Raw genomic sequence first — 20,816 nt, 5'->3', positions numbered from 1 at the left:
CTGTGACGCACTGTTCAACATGCTCAATTTTAGTGCACGCCCCCTTCGCATAGAGGCTGATCCTCCTAAATAAAACTACGTATGAATGAGTGTTTTTACAAAACCTAACCAACTAGCTGATAGAATATGCGCCAACTTTTAGCCTTTATTTCTCCATTTTCAGCTTTATGACCGACAAGACAGATTCCCAGCAGCCAAAGATTTACCAGGCTCCTATGGAGGGAGTTATCGACCACCATGTGCGCGAACTGCTCTCAACTGTCGGAGGCGTCGATGTCTGTGTCACAGAGTTTGTGAGAGTGACGAACACCCGGTTGCCCCGCCGTGTATTTACAAGACTCTGCCCCGAACTGCTGCAAGATGCCGAAACAACCACCGGCACCCCGGTGCGCCTGCAACTGTTGGGCGGAAACCCAGAAGCTATGGCCACCAATGCCATAAAGGCCGTCTCTGTTGGGGCAAAAGCTATCGACCTGAACTTTGGCTGCCCGGCAAAGTCCGTCAATAACAGTGATGGCGGTGCCTGCTTATTGCAAAGCCCCCATCGCGTGGAAGCGATTGTTGGCACTGTGCGCCGAGCCATCCCGGAAAGCATCCCGGTGACCGCTAAAATCCGCCTGGGTTTTAATGACAGATCCTCTTACATGGATAACGCTATGGCGGCAGCCGCGGGAGGCGCCAATGAACTGGCAGTACACGCGCGCTCAAAGGTAGACGGTTACAAGCCACCCGCTTATTGGGAATATATCGGGGAGATTCGCCAACAGCTGGAAATACCCGTTATCGCCAATGGCGATATTTGGACTCTCAAGGAGTTTCAGCGGTGCCGTGAGGTAACAGGCTGTAGCGCATTTATGTTTGGGCGTAGCCTTTTGGCCAGGCCGGACCTCGGCTTACAAATTAAAGCCTATTGTTCGGGGGAGAACTATATCCCTATGGCCTGGCAGCAAGTATTGGAACTGCTCTGGGGATACTACCAAACAACCAGGGAAGTTTATCCGGCTAAATACCTGGGAAACCGAATCAAGCAGTGGCTGGCATATCTCAAACTCGCCTTTCCTGAAGCTCAATTATTTTTTGACAAAATTAAGCGCTTGCGAGAAGCGGAAGCGATCGAGAATCTATTTTTTCAAGAGCGCCGTGGTGAGCAAGAGAAGTTTGAGGCTGCTTGAGTAAAGCTATCGTCCGCCAAGCGATACAGAGACTTTACCCTGCGTGGTGAGCGCGAGCTGACCCAGCAACAGATGGCCGACGCCACCGGGGTTCATGTCAATCGGCTTCGGCGCTATGAAGCCGGGGCAACACAGCCTTCCCTGGAGGCGTTAAAAAAGATTGCTGTCGCCATGAGTATCACCATTGACTCACAGGTATTCGAAGAAGACGAGCGCGGACTGGATGAGCAGCTAAGTCTGCAATTTGAAGCTATCAGCCAACTGCCAACGGAAGAGAAAGAGATCGTCAAGGAGTTGCTGGACGGGATGATTATTAAGTATCAATCCCGGCGTTGGGATGCCAAGCGGCAAGTCGGTTAAACAAAAAACCCCGCTGGGGTCACCAGCGGGGCTTTTAGTGGACATCCAGAAACAGGCTATTTATTTGAAATTAGGATGATTTGACATAAAACAACTGATATAAAAATTAGGCACTGAGCCCAAAGCAATTTTTTTAACCTGGCAACCCTTTTCCTAGTAGAATGACTTTCAATTGATTCTAAATCAGAGCTAACAAGCCATTTAAAAAATACAAATGATTTATTAATTTCACTACTGAAGTCCACACCAAAATCTTTTGATTCTAAAATTAATTTAGATACTTTACGACTTTCAAATAGCCCAAATGCAGTTGTAAATACCAATCCAATAAATCCAATTAAACATAATGTAGCTATCGTCATCAGCATTTATCCCCCTTCGCAAACTATTTAATTAAATCAGTTACTAAGTGACGCCGCCTGTGCCTTGGATTCAACTTAAAGGTAAATGGCTAGCTAAGGCCGGATTTAACATCGACACACCGATCAAAATTGAAGTGAATGATGGCAAATTGGTATTAACCGCCGAATAAAAAACAAAGCCCCGGGAGATTATACTGCTGGGACTTTCAATTAAATTTTATTCGTTACGCCCCCTTTAACCAACTGGCCGACAATAGCCCGTATAACGGTAGCCTGTAATAATCCCCTCCTGATTCACTGTCCAGTAATGAATACAGGAAGGGTCTAATTTTTTAAGGTGGTATTTATATTCTTTTTGGCCATCTGATAATGTTTTTATCTCGTCGGGTGGACCATTTAAATCACTGTACAATGTGATCGGCTCTCCGATAAGTACTTTGCTTTTATCATCCCAAGAAACAAAATACGAACATCCCACAAAAAGCACTACCACCAGTAATAAATAAGCGTTACGCATAGTTAGTATCCCACCACATAGGGTAGGTGAAGATGCAGGATTTATAGCTAGTTTAATCCGGAATACAGTCTCACTAAATGAGAAAGTACTTTTCGCTGTTCTATCCAATGGAGCCTTTGATAGTGGATTACCCATTGCATCCTTAACGCCCAATATATCAAAATTTATATCCCAAGCATCTTGGTACATGTCAGCCGCCAGCACTCGTCCTTTAGGACCTAAATGATCAATTCCTTCTGTTTTACTTTTGAAGAAAAACTCAATAATTTCCTTAGAATCTTCCTCATCAAAGATAAACCGATCTTTTTGTTCATCTTTTTGTGCAACAGCATGCGCCCGACACACCATCGTACCCAGCCAACCATTTTCCCTAGTGCCATCAACGAGTGCCCGTCCCAATTAAAACCAACTACTCCTTGTCCAACGGTTTCAACCGAATAGCAAACCATAAACCATCACTAAGCCCAAGCCCTTCTTGGCTACCCAGCACGCTCCACGGCTTACCTATATATTCTGATTTAAAAGCAATTGGGTTCATGCCTATAACTACCGACTCATCACACCTCATCTTATAGTTAGTAACCAGCTTGCAAGTATTGCTAACCTGTTCTGAACCGACAAGATTATTCAAAACCACCTTAAATACTTCTTTATCCTTATGAGTAACCACTCCCTTTTTAGTGGTAACTAACGACCTCAGTGAGTCGCCAAGCTGAGCCTGAGTATCTTCTACCAACCCAAGATCTAACTGAATACGATCAACTGAATTACCCAAGGACTGCGTTTCAATAAACTCAAACAAAAGGCGCAGAAGCTCTTCGTACTCGGTCATACGAAGGCTCTTTCTTCCCTCAATCGACAACTGATAATCACTCCTAACTTGAAGCAACCAACGATTATTAACTTTTTCCCGCTTGAAAATAACATTGTTTATAGATGTGCCATTTTCAAGTTGAACATTTAGAGTGAAATAATAATCACCCGATTCTTTTACCTGAACAGGTGACTCAGAAAATGCTTCGCATCCCCATAAAAGAAATACTATGGAAAAACACATTTTTTTATAAAAATTTTCATATTATTTCGACCCGTCAAATATCAATTGCTAGCAGATCTTGTAGGTAAAATCCAAGCTGATCCGCCCACACCTAGAATAGAGTAGTTGTCACCACTATACCCAGACCTGATAACTGTTGCATGATCCTGCGATACAACTACTGCTACCTGACCAGCAGATAACGAACTACTTAAAGCACTAAACTGATCGTGAGTAATATTCGTGTAGTCTGCTGCGCCCCAAGCATCACCCAAGTAAACCTCTAATTGTCGTGCTGACAATATATACCGAAGGCCATTATTGTCGCCTCCGAAATTTAGATTTGCTCCAGGAGCACCACGCGGAATAGTAGTTCCACTATGGTTAATGCCATGACTAACTCTTGTCGCACAAGAATTGGAATGTGGTCCATATCCATCACCTAAACTACCGCCGACGGTGTCCCACACCTCTGCCGTGTCATAATCAGAATAATTCAGATACTCGTTCCAAAAATCCTCTGAATACGGTCTCTTTTGTGCAACAGAGCATTACTGCTTGCATAAAGCGTTTTCCCTAATTTCTTTTGCGAGGGCAAGTGTTTTCTCTTCGTATTTTGAGAGCTGTTTTATTTTACCTAAATTTTTAAAAGCAACACCTACACTTACTTCATTACTTAAAGCATAACCACATACTATTTTTTCTGACTCCCCCTGCACATTTTCACAATCTGAGCCTGCTTCAGATTTTCCATAGTTTGGCATAAGCCATGTATCCCGTACATCTTCAAATGTTTGATTCATGTAACTTTCAGGGTAAGAAACACTAACAAAGAAAACTTGGTTATCAACAGGTGGTCTTGCACCATGTATCGTCTTAACATATTTTTCAATGCGTTGACTTCTTACTTGTATAAGTACAGGGGATTCGCTATCTGCCTCATTAAATAGAGCTATATTTTCGCACGCATTTTTCACTTCAAATGCACAGCTCGTAGTTGCCGATGCGAACAGGATTAAAGCACACACAAAACCATGTAGAGCGTTTTTATTAAACATTTTTCGTTCCATAATTGTTAATTCCCCCAAGCTTGGCGACGATCTTTGTCAAACCACATAAACCAGTCAGCCATTTGCTCTGAATTTAGCCCTACGGGTGCCGGTGTATTCAAGTAATCTTTATAAGGTAAATACCCACCAACAGGCTTCGCCGCTGCGCCATTGCTAATAAAACCCCTTATTGATCCTGACAAACCTAAAAAGTTGCGCGAGTTTATATTTGTCCATGCGTGTGTGAGTTCATGGTTAAATAGGTCAATATAGGCTCCACCATCACATACGGTTAGGTCTGCACAGTGAGCCAATGATTTAGGTAAGTTAATTTGTCTGTAGGGAGTAAACCCTCCACACCCCTTCCCACTGTTTCCCCCGCATTCCATATCCAAGCTAAAATCTATAGTTATGCTGTCTAACTCAGATTCCAATAAGTCTGGATGTACACGAATAGCAACTTCTCGTTCTCCAGCAGAAAGGTTGCGCTTGCTTATTTTCTTTTCTGCAGTAGGATGATTCTCTTCATTAAAAGCCCTGGAAAACGCCGCGGTTATCGCCCCATTGGCAAATTTGCCTCCAGAGACCACCGAGGCTGTGCCGCCCACAAGCGCCGCTGCAACGACCCTCGCCGCACTAAAGCCAACATTGCCAGCATCTATTGAATCTATACCTCCTGCAAAGGCCTGGGTCACACCCGCTGCGGCAAAGCCGTGTTTAAACTTCCCTCCCTGAGCCGCAGACAGTAAACCACCGGTAACCGAGTGAGCAAAGACTTTCGCTGCATAGCCATAGCTATTCAGACCAGTGCCCATTACCCCTTTTTCGACAACCCCTTTCGTTGCCCATGTCGCCCCCTGAAAGGCATTGCCAATGCCCATAAATGCCACAGCACTGAAGGCACCAAAAAAGGCTCCCTTCACCGTACCGCTTTGCACCGCTCCCGCCGCGGCGCCGCCGGCAGCGGCCCAGCCCACCGCCGCTGCATAATTTGTACCTTGCAGGGCCACTAGAGACTGTCCCCCGGTCCAAATGACAATGGCCACGGCGACCACCGGCTTCACCACCGAGTCCCGGTACTTATTCCAAGAACTATACCCCGAAGGATCCGTATAAGTCAGCGGGTTGTTGTGCACATAGGCATAGCGGTTGTAGCCCTGGACCGAAGTCACCCCATCGATCAGCGGATCTGCGGAGACAAAGCGGACGAGGAACAGTTGATTATCCGCGAACTGCTGGAAAGCATGATTGTGAAGTATGAGGCTCGGCGCTGGACGCATACCCGAATAAAAGCCCCGGCAGGTTATTCTGCCGGGGCTTTTATTCGGTTCAGTAAGATTACGATTTGAAGAAAGCCCAAGTCTTCCCTTTTTTCCGGTATATCTCTGTGCACCGGATATCCAGAATGTGTTTCATATCTCCCTATCTGCGTGTATTTTGAATAGCACTCACAGAATTAATATACAAAACCGAGTTATATACATAGATATACCAATGAGCATATCTCGTTAGATAAAGCTGTTCACCACAAGAGACACTATCGGCAACTCCCTCAAAAACTTCAAATTTCCCACTATTTATTAACTGCCGACTTATCGTCTCTGGCATCCCATCCGCAACTATCTCTAACTGCGGTCCACTGACAACCAAGTATTTTAGCTCACCTTTATCTATTGTATTATTCGCTTCTACAACAGGGTCTTTCAAAAGATATTTACGCAGTATCTCAGCTTCTTTACACGAAGAATTTTTGTCGTACGTCTTTGATTGAGACAAACTATACAACCTATCCATATCCTCATTTAAGTGAGAAATAAACTCTTTTTTATTAAATTGATTTACCACTTCGTCACTCTGAGCAAAAACAGAACTTAAGACCAAAATTACACTAAAAAAAATTTTATTAATCATTGTTTATTGCTTATATGCATTAGCTAGTCGCGATAAGTCACTTGCTTTTTCCATATATATGATCAGCAGGTGACGTCAGAAAACTAGATGGAATACCATTAGCAATAGCCCCATCCAAACCAAATATACTGCCTCCTATCTCAGCACTTTTACCAAAGAATAAGTTAGGATTTGGTGAAACCATATATTCAAGTTGAATTCCTGCATCAAGCCCCAATACCTCTTCAGAGGCGTAGAAATAAAAACCCTGCTCCTCAACTGTTAAGGGATTACCGTCTAAATCACTTTTAAAGTAACCACCACCAAAAGCAATGCCCCACTTACCGAATACGAAATCACCTCCTACCCCTATCGCGGTTGTTTCGCCTGGCCGTATGAAGTAATCAGTAAGCTTCCTTTTGAAGCGCCCCCATATACCTTCCTGCCCCTTTTGTGCATGAGAATACTCCCTTACTTATCTAGATCTAAACAAAGCACTCCAATACCATCTGATATTTCGCTAAAGAAACCAAGACTAACATCTGAAAGGCCGTAGTCATCTACATTATTCAGCTTTACCAAAATACCGTAACCAGATTTCTCTACAAACATAACCGATTTCAAATCGGTTATATGCCCACCTTCAAATGAGCTTGTTTTTGGGCCTATAAGACGCACCTGTGATAACTCACTATTGAAATTAAGCATGTCCCAATTAAAATTTACAGGGTAAAAATATCTACCCGGAACCTTTAATCCACCTCTAACTACATCACTATGAGAAATAACTTTATCTTCTACATTCTCTTGAACCCAAACTTTTAGATATTTAGAGATGGTCTTATCAGAAGCCATGCGCTTAAGTTGATTGCAATATTCTATTTTTGAATTACTGCAAGATGCAGTTAAAATTACTACGCAAAAAAACAAAAGTACTCTAAAAAGCATAATCACATCCTAGTAGTTTTTATTGTAAAAGCTATGACCTTTCTTTGACCACAAATGCGCGTCACGACCAAAAGCCTGCCCCAAATTGTGAAGAACAGGTTTGCCTTGGTATATATCGCGGATATTATGATACATCACAGCCGTCTCAAGCCCACCGGCTGTCCAGCCTCTAGCAGCAAAATACCCACCAATTACATAGTAGTTGATATCAGATCCGGAAAAATTACCTGAAACGCCTTCAACAGTGAAATTTTTTGAAACGAAAGGGTCGTCGAAAAAGGTACCATCTGCAAATTCAGCTTCTGCTTTAAAAGCATCTAACGATAAAGCCTGTATTCTTTTCCTATCGTAAAAACTAAAATCATCTCTCATTATTGCGTCTAGATCAGCTGAAGGCACGTGATACGTCCCATCTGGGTTATCTTCAAAAAAGGCCTCCATTCGGCCAACAGCCTCTTCAGCTGTCACCTTTTGTGCAGTAGGATGATTCTCTTCATTAAAAGCCCTGGAAAACGCCGCGGTTATCGCTCCATTGGCAAACTTACCACCCGATACTGCAGAGGCTGTACCGCCAACGATCGCGGCTGCAATGACTCTCGCCGCACTAAAGCCAACATTGCCAGCATCTATTGAATCTATACCTCCTGCAAAGGCCTGGGTCACACCCGCTGCGGCAAAGCCGTGTTTAAACTTCCCTCCCTGAGCCGCAGACAGTAAACCACCGGTAACCGAGTGAGCAAAGACTTTCGCTGCATAGCCATAGCTATTCAGACCAGTGCCCATTACCCCTTTTTCGACAACCCCTTTCGTTGCCCATGTCGCCCCCTGAAAGGCATTGCCAATGCCCATAAATGCCACAGCATTGAAGGCACCAAAAAAGGCCCCCTTCACCGTGCCACTTTGCACCGCTCCCGCCGCGGCGCCGCCGGCAGCGGCCCAGCCCACCGCCGCTGCATAATTTGTAGCTTGCAGGGCCACGAGAGACTGTCCCCCGGTCCAAATGACAATGGCCACGGCGACCACCGGCTTCACCACCGAGTCCCGGTACTTATTCCAAGAACTATACCCCGAAGGATCCGTATAAGTCAGCGGGTTGTTGTGCACATAGGCATAGCGGTTGTAGCCCTGGACCGAGGTGATTCCATCAATCAGCGGATCTGCGGAGACAAAGCGGGCCAGGGTCGGGTCGTAGACCCGTCCGTTCATATGGATCAGGCCCACCTCATCCAGCATTTCATGGCCGGTATAACCGCGATTGCTACTCAGGTGATTGAAGGCTCCCACACTGAGGGCGCTAACCGTATTTGCAGGCGCGCCGGCAATTTGTTCCCAGCTCAGGGCATTGCGGCGTTTGCCCCAGGCATCAAAGCTGTAAACCAGTTTGTTACCAGTGGCATCTTTGGCAACCTGACCGGTGCTATCGGTAATAACATCCAGGGAACCCTGCAAGTCTTTGTGTAAATACTGGGTGCTGGTACCGGCAGTTTCATCCGATGCATTCAGCTCGATACGCTCGATAGCAACCCCTGCGATATTGCGGCGATAGAAGCTCTTGATAAAAGCACCGGTGGTACTGCGTTCAATCACTTTCTCGACGCTGCCGATCTGCAAGGTGGTCACTGTGCCTTTGCCGTTGTCATCCACCCGCTTGAAACGGCTGCGGTCCGGGCCGTAAGAGAAGCGCGTATCGTGGCCACCTTTACTAATCAGGCTGGGTTTATCAAAGACGGTGTAATCCAGCGTACGACTGCCTGAGTCGCTACTCATATTGCCGTTGTCGTCGTAGTGATAGCTGGTATTGCCGGCTTTGGTTACGGCATGAGGGCGTGGGCCACTGTACTCATAGCTACCAACGCCCGTTTTATAGGTGATATTGCCGGCATCATCGTAGCGTACCTCCTGGGTGGCAGTTTGGCTGCCGGCCAGATTGCTATCGCCATGAGCATCACCATTGACTCACTGGTATTCGATGAAGACGAGCGCGGACCGGATGAGCAGCTAAGGCTGCAATTTGAGGCTATCAGCCAACTGCCAACGGAAGAGAAAGAGATCGTCAAGGAGTTGTTGGACGGGATGATCATCAAGTATCAATCCCGGCGCTGGGATACCAAGCGGCAAATCGGTTAAACAAAAAGCCCCGCCGGGATCACCAGCGGGGCTTTTAGAGGGTACCCAGAAGCAGGCCGCTAACGATTAGCGCTCTAGCTCTCCTTCCAAATCTTAAGTGGGACTTTAAGACTAACCTTCTAGCCTTTACTGGGAGAGCCAAGCAAAGAAACAAATAATTTAACATACTTGTTTCTAGGGATTTTCCTCAAAAAAAATGGTAATGGCCATGTTTTGCCCCCCTGGGATGCATCTTTAGGAATCCAGACCTGTAGATGCCCCTCCCTTTTAATAAAAACAACCAGCATACTAAATATAGTCACCTCAGATATATACTTTACATGATCTATATTTTGCTCAACCCCATCAACATAAATAATTTTTCTTTGCTCATCAACTTGAATCTGGACAAGCCTAGAAAACAACAACCTTAAAAAAAACAAAATAATCAGCCAGGCCCCAAGAAAAAAATATATTTCAGGAATTTTTCCTCTGAAAACCTGAACAAAACCCTGATTAATCTGTGGGTTATTTATATTCCAATGAACAAAAAACAGACCGACAACAAAAACAATAAATATAAAAATTCCGAGATATAAGTAAATGAATTTCCACCATTGCTCAAGCTTTCGAGAAGATAGGCTTATTATTTTCATACTCACTCCTACCACGTTAAGACCCGCTGTGTATCCAGCTCCGCCCAATGAGCCCCAACCCCTGGGCCAGCACCAATTCCATATATATGATCAGCAGGTGACGTCAGAAAACTAGATGGAATACCATTAGCAATAGCCCCATCCAAACCAAATATACTGCCTCCTATCTCAGCACTTTTACCAAAGAATAAGTTAGGATTTGGTGAAACCATATATTCAAGTTGAATTCCTGTATCAAGCCCCAATACCTCTTCAGAGGCGTAGAAATAAAAACCCTGCTCCTCAACTGTTAAGGGATTACCGTCTAAATCACTTTTAAAGTAACCAGCACCAAAAGCAATGCCCCACTTACCGAATACGAAATCACCACCTACTCCTATCGCGGTTGTTTCGCCTGGCCGTATGAAGTAATCAGTAAGCTTCCTTTTGAAGCGCCCCCATATACCTTCCTGCCCCTTTTGTGCAGTAGGATGATTCTCATCATTAAAAGCCCTGGAAAACGCCGCGGTTATCGCCCCATTGGCAAACTTACCACCCGATACTGCAGAGGCTGTACCGCCTACAACCGCCGCCGCAACTACTCTCGCCGCACTAAAGCCAGAGTTGCCAGCATCTATTGAATCTATACCTCCTGCAAAGGCCTGGGTCACACCCGCTGCGGCAAAGCCGTGTTTAAACTTCCCTCCCTGAGCCGCAGACAGTAAACCACCGGTAACCGAGTGAGCAAAGACTTTCGCTGCATAGCCATAGCTATTCAGACCAGTGCCCATTACCCCTTTTTCGACAACCCCTTTCGTTGCCCATGTCGCCCCCTGAAAGGCATTGCCAATGCCCATAAATGCCACAGCACTGAAGGCACCAAAAAAGGCCCCCTTCACCGTGCCACTTTGCACCGCTCCCGCCGCGGCGCCGCCGGCAGCGGCCCAGCCCACCGCCGCTGCATAATTTGTACCTTGCAGGGCCACGAGAGACTGTCCCCCGGTCCAAATGGCAATGGCCACGGCGACCACCGGCTTCACCACAGAGTCCCGGTACTTATTCCAAGAACTATACCCCGAAGGATCCGTATAAGTCAGCGGGTTGTTGTGCACATAGGCATAGCGGTTGTAGCCCTGGACCGAGGTGATTCCATCAATCAGCGGATCTGCGGAGACAAAGCGGGCCAGGGTCGGGTCGTAGACCCGTCCGTTCATATGGATCAGGCCCACCTCATCCAGCATTTCATGGCCGGTATAACCGCGGTTACTACTCAGGTGATTGAAGGCTCCCACACTGAGGGCGCTAACCGTATTTGCAGGCGCGCCGGCAATTTGTTCCCAGCTCAGTGCATTGCGGCGTTTACCCCAGGCATCAAAGCTGTAAACCAGTTTGTTACCAGCAGCATCTTTGGCAACCTGACCGGTGCTATCGGTAATTACATCCAGGGAACCCTGGAGGTCTTTGTGTAAATACTGGGTGCTGGTACCGGCAGTTTCATCCGATGCATTCAGCTCGATACGCTCGATAGCAACCCCTGCGATATTGCGGCGATAAAAGCTCTTGATAAAAGCACCGGTGGTACTGCGTTCAATCACTTTCTCGACGCTGCCGATCTGCAAGGTGGTCACTGTGCCTTTGCCGTTGTCATCCACCCGCTTGAAGCGGCTGCGGTCCGGGCCGTAAGAGAAGCGCGTATCGTGGCCACCTTTACTAATCAGGCTGGGTTTATCAAAGACGGAGTAATCCAGCGTACGACTGCCTGAGTCGCTACTCATATTGCCGTTGTCGTCGTAGTGATAGCTGGTATTGCCGGCTTTGGTTACGGCATGAGGGCGTGGGCCACTGTACTCATAGCTACCGACGCCCGTTTTATAGGTGATATTGCCGGCATCATCGTAGCGCACCTCCTGGGTGGCAGTTTGGCTGCCGGCCTGATAGAGGCGCGCATAGCGCAGGCGGTTGAGGCCGTCGTACTCAAAACGTTCCTGCAGGTCCTTGCGGTAGCTGCCATCGCCACTGAGGTCGGTTTTAGAGAGCAGATTGCCGATAGTATTCCAATCGTAATGCAGGTTCTGCACCTGACCCACACCGGGATTGATATCCGTTAAGATACTGGTGAGGCGGTGATGTTGTGGATCGTAGGCATAGGTAGTGGTGAGGCCGTTACCTAGCAACACTTCTTCCACCTGGCCACGCAGATTCATGCGCTTAACCCGGTAATAGTAACCACTGTCTGCGGGGGCGGTTACATCGCGCACACCCACTTTAAAGCCATAGTTGTTGTAGACAGTTTCTACACCGCGTAAATAATCCCCATTATCGCCCACCTGCTGATTGCTGGCGTCGAAACTGCGGCTAACGCGGCTGTATTGGTCGTAGGTGACTTTTTCATAAAAGTCCCCATCACCATCGAGTACACCGAGCCCGGTATTCGTTTCACCCAGACGACCGTAGGTATCGTATTGCAGCAGCTTGAGGTAATTGACATCCTCCAGATTGGCATTGCAACCGGCGGCAATAGCGACAGGGGCCTGGGCTACGGCCACCAGTTTGCCTTCGAAGCGGAATTTGGAATCACAGCCGGGATCCTGGTCGTAGTACCAGCGGCTGAAGTTCTGCAGAGTGCCCGTTTGGCTATTGCTATCGAAGCTGGTGTAATCGGCGCGAGTCACCATACGGCCGAGGGCGTCATAGCTCATGGCGGTGCCCTGCCCCTTGGCATCTTTCTGCCAGGCCAGTTCACCAAAGCCGGTGTAACCGTAGGTCCAGGTGCCCTTATCCGGGTCTACCATGCGGGTCTTGCGGCCGAGATTATCGTACTCAATGTTGGTCGCTGAAGTTTCACCACCGCCGCTGTTAAGGGTACGCACCTGTTTGAGGTTGCCATCGGCATAGTAGCTGTACTGCAGTTTGCCGCCGATATTGTCGGTAACCTGAGCCAACTCACCGAGGGCGTTTTTCTCCGTTACTTTACTTTGCTGGGCACAGTTCGTAGCAGTTTCCGTGAGGCCATTATAAGTGATCGTGCTGTCACACTGGCCACTGGGGGTATCCACATTAGTGGTGCGACCGAGAATATCGTAGGAGTAAATGGTCCAGCGTGGAGAGCCGCCGCTGCCATAAGGGTCGGAAACCTTTTTAACGCGGGACTGTTCATCGTACTGGGTATCGACAAACACTGGATTACCATGGAAATCCTGAGTTTGTTTACGGATCTCTCGACCCAGTCGATCGTGGTACATCACGCTCTGGCTCTGATCGATACCGGCTGTGGTCACTTTAAAGTGAGCTGGCACACCGGCTATTGTGGGGCAGCCACCACTGTCAGCACAGAGTGTGCTCAAGGTAGTAGCATGGCTGCCGGTCTCGTGGTGTTCAAAATAGCGATTGCCGAACGGGGAATAGGCATAGTGCGTTTCCACACCGCTGATATCCAGCACGCGCTGCGGTTGGCCGAAGGGGTCCATCTCCAGAGCTTGCTCGGCAGTCTGTTTGAGTTCATTAACCCGATTTAATGCGTAGCGGCCATAGCCGTCAAAACCCGTGCGACTGGTACGGCTTTCGCCCTGCGCATTGGTTACCGTGGATGCAACACGATTGCCGAAGCGGTCATGCTCATAGTGGGTGTGTAACTCTTGTGCGCTACCTTTAGCTACCCACTCATCGGTTAACAGGCCAGTCTGGTTATCGTAATCAAAATGAGCGGTTCGCGTGATTTGCGGTGCTACCAGAGCACCATATCGCTGGGTGGTGACGCTGCTCTCACGCAAGCGCGCCAAATGCCAGCGGTCACTGCTCACCACATTGTCGTATGTGTTACTTGTAGATTTGCTCTGCACCAAGTTATTAGAAGCATCATAGTGCTTCACAGTTACCGAGCTGACATTGCCATATTGAATATCATTGGCTGCGGTGTAGTTGGTGGTTGTCACCACCTTGCCAAGGTAACTCCCGCTCAGGCTGTAAGATTTGTCCTCCGCTTGGCTGATATAGGGCATTACCGTTTTGCCCGATACCGGTGCTATGGATTCCAAGGTATTGATAGAGCAGCTGATCAGGGTGAGTCCACTACCCTCACAGGTAGCCGGGGTTTTGATATTACTGGCATTGGACTCAATCACCTTGGCCGTCTGTGAAGGCATACCAATAAAGGGATAATCCTGGCGGTAGTGAGTGGTGGTCTTCACTTGGTTTTGCGGGTCATAGGTCGTAACCGATTCAAAACCGAGAAAGCCGCGCCCACCGCTCTGCATGCGCCCACCGGCATAGTGGTAATGGGCCTCAACCGTATTGTTATTGTCATTGGCCGCCGGTGCATCGGAGATTACTTTCTGTACCACGTACATCGGTGAGTAGAGATCGAATACCGGTGAACTGCGCCCGTAGTTCAGTTTGAAAGAACCCAGTTTACGTGAGTAGACACTAGTGCTGGTATCATTCAGGCGCGCGTAGCGGATTTCCGTTTTCACCCCAAAGCCATTCACTACAGACTCAAGAACATCCACCGGCTTGTCGGCATGTTTGGGCTTAAAGACACGCACATATTTATCTGTAGCGCCTAGACCACTAAAAAAGCCTGAGTGATTGCGCATATCATCGCAATGATTTTCCTGCTCATCGCGGTTCGCACAGTTCTCGACTATTTCAGGTCGCCCATCACCAGTCAAATCCATCACCAAATGGCTGTGATCATTGGTATCGGCGCCGAACAGCAAGCTAGTATCAATGGCGCTGCCAAAACCATTGGAATGGTTGGGCAGCACATAGAGGTACTGGTATTCGTTGTTTTCTTTATCGTTGGCATTGGGATAGAGAATGTCCACCAGGCCATCCATATCCCAGTCATATAGCTGGATTTTATCGTCCACAGCCCCTGGAAGTGTTCCCGTGGAGATAAACCCTTCACCAGTAAAGTAATATACGCCCCAATCCCAGTCTGCGCTGGGGCGGAATAACATGTCTGGCAGACTATCGCCATTGAGATCCGCGATCCGGTGCTCGGCATCATCCACCTGTGCTATCTCTCCGTTGAGTGCACGATGGAATACCGCCCTGTGGCTATTATCGCCCTCTGACATCAGTACAACGAAGTGATTGTCGGTCACATGACTTTGATTGTTGCAGTCGCTCGGTGCCTCGATACAAGTCCAATCTGTCTGCATTATCGCAGTCAGATCGGCAATACCGTCACCATTGAAATCGGCCACCATATCCGTATTACGCAGTTTCACTCGAGTGGTGCGTAGGAAATTTGCTGAGGACACTCCTCCGGGAGCGCTGACCGTGGGCAGGGATAAGCTGCGAGTCGTCTCAGAGCTTTTGAAGGAGAGTGTTCCGCTACTGCTGCGCTGCAGCTCACGGATTTTCATGGTGGGCGTATCACTCACTGAAGGAAGGCCCACAGCGTGAGTAAATGACAGGAAGTCCGGCAAGCCGTCGGCATTAAAGTCGTGCATCTGACCCAGCTGATCTTTCTGATAGCTGATTGCCGTGGGGTTATCAGTGCTGCTAAACCCGCTACCATTAGACAAATTCACGGCCCAGTGGGTGCCGGTGTCATCTATCGGCGCGTGGAGCAGATCATCCTTACCATCGTTGTTATAGTCCAACAGATGCCATTCCTTGCGCTCATTGGCGCGGATACGCATCTGTTCGGATTGCAGGGCCAACTCCCCCTCGGCAGTGCCCAGGGCAACACGGAGATAGCGTTTGCCATGACTGCCGTCGTAACGAATAAACACCAGATCTGTGAGTCCGTCACCGTTGACATCTCCATACTTGCCACCCTCGTAACCGGAGTGGAAGATATTAGGATTAGCAGCCGCACTCACCATGCCCGCTCCGGCAAACTGGGCATAAGTAAATATCGTGGGCTTGCGACAGTTACCCTGCACACACTCCTCAACCTCTTCGAGCAGTAAACGGCCAGTAGCGCTTTCCTGGTAGCTGAAGTTGTAGCTGCGCAACTCCATCGAGTCCGCAGTGGATGTAATTGCGGTGAGTCTGCGGGTTGATGCCGTTTTTTGTCCGAAACTGTATCCGTAGCGTTTATCGCTGCGGCTGGTATCGTAGTGGAACTGAATCCGATTCAGCGTTGCATCGTGACCATTCGCAGAGTAATCGACCGCCTCTATCAAGTGCTCCCCGAGCGCGGTGTCTTTCAGGTAGGTGTATTCGATACGGTTGCCAACACTATCCTCCTGGGTATTCAGATACCAGGTCTTCTCCTGCTGTGCATCCTCATGCATACCGTAATAAGAGATAGAGCCATCCTTGCGGTACACTTCAAAACCCTGGCCGCTACCTACCGGACTGGAAACCAGCCGTACCTGCACAAAGCTGTCCAGGCTTGTACGGTACTCGCTGCCGAGGCTACCGTACTGACCCGACACTAGTTTCAAACGCTGGCCATCCAAACAGAACCGATCGAAGACGCTGCCATTGGCACCGTCCTCTTCAAAAGTTCTACGGCAAGCGCTAATAGCGGACAATCCACTAATTCCCCAACCGGCCCCGAGCGGGCCGTTACTGCCGGAGCTGCTGTAAGTCACACTGAGCGCCGGGGTACTGCCACCGGATGAAGGGCCCACTTGCAGCGGAATGGTATAAGTCGCCGCGCCGGATTCACTCACACGGAATTCCCCGGGCAAGATGCCGACGCGATCGGAGGCCAACACACTTGGGTCGGTAGTAGATAGTGCCGAGGCTTTGTAAGGGGGCACCGCCACGATTACAGGTGGTGGGGTCTGGTCAACCTGAACAATATCCGTGGCAACCGTATTTGAGCAGCTACTAAAACTCGATACCTGGTTGCAGGCGCGCACCTGATAGGCGAAGAAGCCATTCTCCAACGACAGCTTTTTGCTCAAACGCGTTAAGTCTGTATGTTTACTCGGTGCGTTTTCATCCCAACTTACTGGCCCCTCTGCCGACGATGCGGTACCGGCAATAATCTCATAGTGCACTATCGTGCCACTAGCACTACCCCAAGTGAGATCAACCTCACCGGTGCGCGAGAAAGTTGTCGATAGATTAGGGGATTTGGGTGCACCTGGAGTTTTAGCGACGATAACAGATTGAACATTGCTGGCTGTGGAGCAAGCACGCAGATTACAAGCTATCAGGTAGTAACTGTAACTGCCATCATCTCGCTGAAGCGTGGTGCCAGAGAGAGGCGCTGGATTCGCAGAGCTCGTGGTTAATTCTTCAAGTAGCTTGCCGCCTTCGTAGAGCTTGTACCTGTAAACTTGCTGGGCAGAGCGGTCACTCCAGTTCAATTTAAGTGTACCGGTAGAACTGTTAGTAATGGTATCCAGCGTCGGGGCCGTAGGTATGGGTTGATTCCGTACCAGCAGTCCAACCGATGTACTCCAACTATTACTACAGCCAGAGGAATTACAATTTTTACTGCGGAACTCCCAATTACCATCGGTAAGCCCGGTTACGGAAAAGGTACTGCTCCCAGCAGAGCCGTAGGAACTATCTGCCGGCCAGTCGCTTTCCGCTTTTCTTTTTTGCCAACGCACCGACTCGATAGGGCCAGAGCTATTGGAGGTTAATCCCACAGAACCGTCATAACTACTGGATACGCTTGCAAGTAAACTTGATGGGCCTGGCTTCAAAATAATATTGGCTGTCTCCGGGCCAAAATTATTTAATGGCTCGCCTTCTTGGCAGCCTCCGCCGGGAATCCCAACGGAACAGTACCAGGTCGTGAGGAAGTAAGAGTAACTACCACTGGTGCTTATGGAGTCGGTAAACGTACCCTGCTTACTTACTGATTCTTTCCAGCCAGAGTCATAAATAGTAGTGGAACCTCGCTTCAGGGTTATCCTTTGTGCCTGCGCGTCGATATTCCAAGATAATTTGACAGACCCGCCGTTAATTGACTGAATCGCCAAAACTGGCAGGCTGACAGCAACAGTCTTGCTACTCGACCAGCCACTGCAGGCCTCAACACCACCATACGTCTTACAAGCTCTAACCCGATAGGAATAATTTCCGTTACTGCTCTGGCTAAAAGGTTTACTGGTTCCGGCCAAACTCCAGCTGCCAGAAGCATTACCGGACTGAGCCAATATATATCTTGCCGCTCCGGTAACCGGGCTCCAACTGACGCTATAGGCACCAGTTGAACTACCCGGTAGCGTGAGGTTCCCTGGCACAGCGGGGGGGCGAGATACTATGACCGTCGAGGAACTTTTAAAAGCCGTGGTGACACTGCCTTTGACCGCGGCAACCCGATAGATGTAGCTGTCACTGCCCCGCCCGCTTAAGGTTGTTTGCGTTCCGCTACCACTGTAGACCTGAGTCCAGGAGCCGTTGTTTTTTTGCTCCTGTAAAACATATTTGTCCGCACCGGCAACTTGCGACCAAGATACAGTCACACTGCCAGTAGTGCTCGATGCTGGTACTGTAATCGATTGAGGGATACTAATTACCGTAACCGTGGAGGACTGCTTATAGAGGCCAGTGGTACTACCCTTGACTGCGGCAACACGGTAACTGTAGCTGCCACTACCACGACCAGTTAACGTTTTTTGCGTTCCGCTACCACTGTAGACTTGAGTCCAAGAGCCGCCATTTTTTTGTTCCTGAAGTAAATATTTGTCCGCTCCAGAAACTGCCGCCCAAGATATTGCCAAAATGCCATTGGCACTCGCAACAGGCACACTAATAGAGAGTGGAGACCTGACTACAGTAACAGTAGTAGAGTATTTAAATGCACCAGTAATACCGCCCTTGATCGCGGCAACACGATATAGATAACTACCGGTACTGCGACCAGTTAAAGTATTGGACGTCCCTATACCATTGTAAACCTGAGTCCAGGCTCCGCCGTCTTTTTGTTCCTGAAGAATATATTTTTCCGCAGCGTAAACGGAAGACCACGACACAGCAATACTGCCGTAAAGATTTGTTACTGGCACCCCAATTGAATGTGGGGTTCTAACCACCGTAATACTCTTTGAAGATGTATAGCTGCTACAACCAGAGATGCAAGCACGAGCCCGAAACTCATACTTTCCAGTTATCAGGTCAGAAAAGTCCTTATAAAGGGCAGAGCCCGAGTAAACCATCTTCCAAGTGGTACTACCTTCAATTTTTCGCCAAAGTTCATAACTTTTTGGTTTTACGGAAGCAGCGCCCCACTGCACTCTAATATTGCCTGATGTACTAGTAGATGGGAGAGAAATAGATCCCGGGGGAGTAGCGTTAGGTTCGAGAGTAACTTTAACCGTATGGCTGCCGAGGGAAATTTTCTCAATATCCCATTCCTCACAGCGACCCCCAAACCCCCAAATCAAACAAAGCCTACTCCAGGCGTCATACCTATAAGTCCCTGTTGATGAAACAGTGATTGATGCAGAACTTCCACTGACTGCAATATCTCTCACCCGAGAACCGTTTTTATACTCGGTAAGATACTCAGGGGTTCCAGTTAATGTTAACGTAAATTTTCCTGTAGAACTGGATGAGGGACCCGATACGCCAGCCAGGGCCAGAGCAGGTAGCCAAAGAAAAAATAATCCAGACAACCAGGCACTGGAAAGTGCACTAAAACTCTTGGACACAGCAAAAATACTCTTATTATGCAAACTATAGTTCTCTCCCACCTATTTCAAGAATTAGGTGGGATCGGCAGTATAGCCGAGCGTCAATACTCCTCCAATTACAGCTAATAACAAGCGCCTTTTCGCGGAAAAAATCAACCAATAAGACAGTTTATAATGAATTGACAGGCTCTATTTTTCTACTCTAAATCCTCTATATTGTTTATTGTTTAAGCAACCCCATCCCATATAAATCTTCACCTCAAAAGACCTTATTAGAAACTAACAAATAAGAAAATAAATACATCAAAACACCAAAAATTCGTGCTTGGGGCAGCTATTATACTGCATCGACTGCCACAGCATCGCTTTTCCAGGTCATCCACGTACTTTCATTAAATTACTAAACTTACTGGTTGATTGCATAACCCCCAATACTAGAAACCATGAAAAAACAGCACCTATGGCAGCAAAAAATCAACTCCAGAAAAAAGTGATTCCCTATCATTAAAATATATTCTTACAGTCTAGGACCCTCCTTTTATGAGTAGGCATCCACCATCAATTAACATTGAGGATCACAACAAAAAGTAAACCTATTTCGACCAAAAATTATCAACGGAAGCCAGCCTAACAACGTCATCCCTAAATTTAACAGGTGATTTCCAATCTTTAAAACACCAAGTACCTAGCCTCCACTTGTAATTAGAAGTAAACAAATACTCTCTCAAGCTACGGCAGAACAACCTCAAGTTACCAATGTAGAGGCGAAGAACACGATAAACTTCATTAGCACTCTAGATTCTAAGAACACCAGTGAGATACCCGCAGCACAATAATATAGTGCTACTCCCTATCAGCATTTGCTAAATTGCATCTCACCAAATCCAAATACACCAATAATAAGGCTGCTATGCGGATCTTGAGTTCTCTCACTTATGACCTGCTGCCTGTCAACAAACTAATAACGGGTAATCAGGCCAACGGGGCAACCCTTTCACCATGCTAAAAAAGTAAGTCACACGGAGCACAAACAAACCAAAAAAGAAACACTGCTACCCCTTCCTCCACCCAGCGTCATTCCACTTAATAGCACTCCAGTAATGTCACCAATAGATAAAAAAACAAGATTGGATGCGATGTAGAAAAGTAACACCCGAAACCTGTTACTAATGCCCCACAAAGCT

16 protein-coding genes are annotated in these 20,816 nt (G+C 47.8%); 4 read left to right on the top strand and 12 right to left on the bottom strand.

Annotated features, from left to right (window positions below; all coding sequences use genetic code 11):
- The first annotated feature begins 167 nt into the window (after positions 1–167).
- Positions 168–1,172: a tRNA dihydrouridine synthase gene (locus ACJJI7_RS13795; protein ID WP_444901919.1), complete on the top strand. Its 1,005-nt coding sequence runs from the start codon at positions 168–170 to the stop codon at positions 1,170–1,172.
- 72 nt (positions 1,173–1,244) lie between these two features.
- Positions 1,245–1,532: a helix-turn-helix domain-containing protein gene (locus ACJJI7_RS13790; RefSeq protein ID WP_475717076.1), complete on the top strand. Its 288-nt coding sequence runs from the start codon at positions 1,245–1,247 to the stop codon at positions 1,530–1,532.
- Between the two features lie 56 nt (positions 1,533–1,588).
- On the opposite strand, the gene ACJJI7_RS13785 is transcribed toward ACJJI7_RS13790, so the two are convergent.
- The gene (locus tag ACJJI7_RS13785; RefSeq protein WP_444901920.1) at positions 1,589–1,900 is read right to left on the bottom strand and encodes a hypothetical protein; all 312 of its coding nucleotides are present in this window, start codon (positions 1,898–1,900) and stop codon (positions 1,589–1,591) included.
- Between the two features lie 41 nt (positions 1,901–1,941).
- Here ACJJI7_RS13785 and ACJJI7_RS13780 point away from each other — a divergent pair, with 41 nt between their 5' ends.
- Positions 1,942–2,064 carry a SymE family type I addiction module toxin gene (locus ACJJI7_RS13780; protein WP_353375032.1) on the top strand — a complete coding sequence of 41 codons (123 nt, stop codon included), beginning with the start codon at positions 1,942–1,944 and terminating at the stop codon, positions 2,062–2,064.
- Between the two features lie 65 nt (positions 2,065–2,129).
- Here the strand turns inward: ACJJI7_RS13780 and ACJJI7_RS13775 are convergent, their stop codons facing one another.
- The 9 genes from ACJJI7_RS13775 to ACJJI7_RS13735 form a co-directional block, all read right to left on the bottom strand.
- Positions 2,130–2,810 (bottom strand): hypothetical protein, encoded by a 681-nt coding sequence (locus ACJJI7_RS13775; protein WP_444901922.1) that lies wholly within the window; start codon positions 2,808–2,810, stop codon positions 2,130–2,132.
- A 10-nt stretch (positions 2,811–2,820) separates the two neighbouring features.
- Complete coding sequence (locus ACJJI7_RS13770; RefSeq protein ID WP_444901923.1) at positions 2,821–3,468, bottom strand: hypothetical protein; 648 nt, start codon at positions 3,466–3,468, stop codon at positions 2,821–2,823.
- A 41-nt stretch (positions 3,469–3,509) separates the two neighbouring features.
- Positions 3,510–3,917 (bottom strand): T6SS effector amidase Tae4 family protein, encoded by a 408-nt coding sequence (locus ACJJI7_RS13765; RefSeq protein WP_425411210.1) that lies wholly within the window; start codon positions 3,915–3,917, stop codon positions 3,510–3,512.
- Between the two features lie 81 nt (positions 3,918–3,998).
- Entirely contained in the window at positions 3,999–4,517 is a 519-nt protein-coding gene (locus ACJJI7_RS13760; protein ID WP_020414678.1) for a hypothetical protein, read from the bottom strand.
- A 5-nt stretch (positions 4,518–4,522) separates the two neighbouring features.
- Positions 4,523–5,776, bottom strand: a complete 1,254-nt coding sequence (locus ACJJI7_RS13755) for an RHS repeat-associated core domain-containing protein (protein WP_444901924.1) — start codon at positions 5,774–5,776, stop codon at positions 4,523–4,525.
- Between the two features lie 142 nt (positions 5,777–5,918).
- Complete coding sequence (locus tag ACJJI7_RS13750) at positions 5,919–6,407, bottom strand: hypothetical protein (protein ID WP_444901925.1); 489 nt, start codon at positions 6,405–6,407, stop codon at positions 5,919–5,921.
- A gap of 37 nt (positions 6,408–6,444) precedes the next feature.
- A complete protein-coding gene (locus ACJJI7_RS13745) occupies positions 6,445–6,624 on the bottom strand; it encodes a hypothetical protein (protein ID WP_353375021.1) in 180 nt (59 codons plus the stop codon).
- Positions 6,625–6,857: 233 nt separating this feature from the next.
- On the bottom strand, positions 6,858–7,334 hold the full coding sequence (locus ACJJI7_RS13740; protein WP_353375020.1) for a hypothetical protein: 477 nt from the start codon (positions 7,332–7,334) through the stop codon (positions 6,858–6,860).
- Between the two features lie 9 nt (positions 7,335–7,343).
- Complete coding sequence (locus ACJJI7_RS13735; protein ID WP_444901926.1) at positions 7,344–9,101, bottom strand: RHS repeat-associated core domain-containing protein; 1,758 nt, start codon at positions 9,099–9,101, stop codon at positions 7,344–7,346.
- 18 nt (positions 9,102–9,119) lie between these two features.
- Here ACJJI7_RS13735 and ACJJI7_RS13730 point away from each other — a divergent pair, with 18 nt between their 5' ends.
- Positions 9,120–9,461: a hypothetical protein gene (locus ACJJI7_RS13730; protein ID WP_444901927.1), complete on the top strand. Its 342-nt coding sequence runs from the start codon at positions 9,120–9,122 to the stop codon at positions 9,459–9,461.
- 119 nt (positions 9,462–9,580) lie between these two features.
- Here ACJJI7_RS13730 and ACJJI7_RS13725 read toward each other — a convergent pair whose 3' ends face one another.
- Positions 9,581–10,096 (bottom strand): hypothetical protein, encoded by a 516-nt coding sequence (locus tag ACJJI7_RS13725; RefSeq protein WP_444901928.1) that lies wholly within the window; start codon positions 10,094–10,096, stop codon positions 9,581–9,583.
- 8 nt (positions 10,097–10,104) lie between these two features.
- Positions 10,105–19,650, bottom strand: coding sequence for an RHS repeat-associated core domain-containing protein (locus ACJJI7_RS13720; RefSeq protein WP_444901929.1), 9,546 nt, complete (start codon positions 19,648–19,650; stop codon positions 10,105–10,107).
- Positions 19,651–20,816: the final 1,166 nt, after the last annotated feature.

It is taken from the genome of Microbulbifer variabilis, assembly GCF_056232115.1.
The sequence above is the reverse complement of the archived record's forward strand: the minus strand, read 5'-3'. Positions and strand labels throughout refer to the sequence as shown.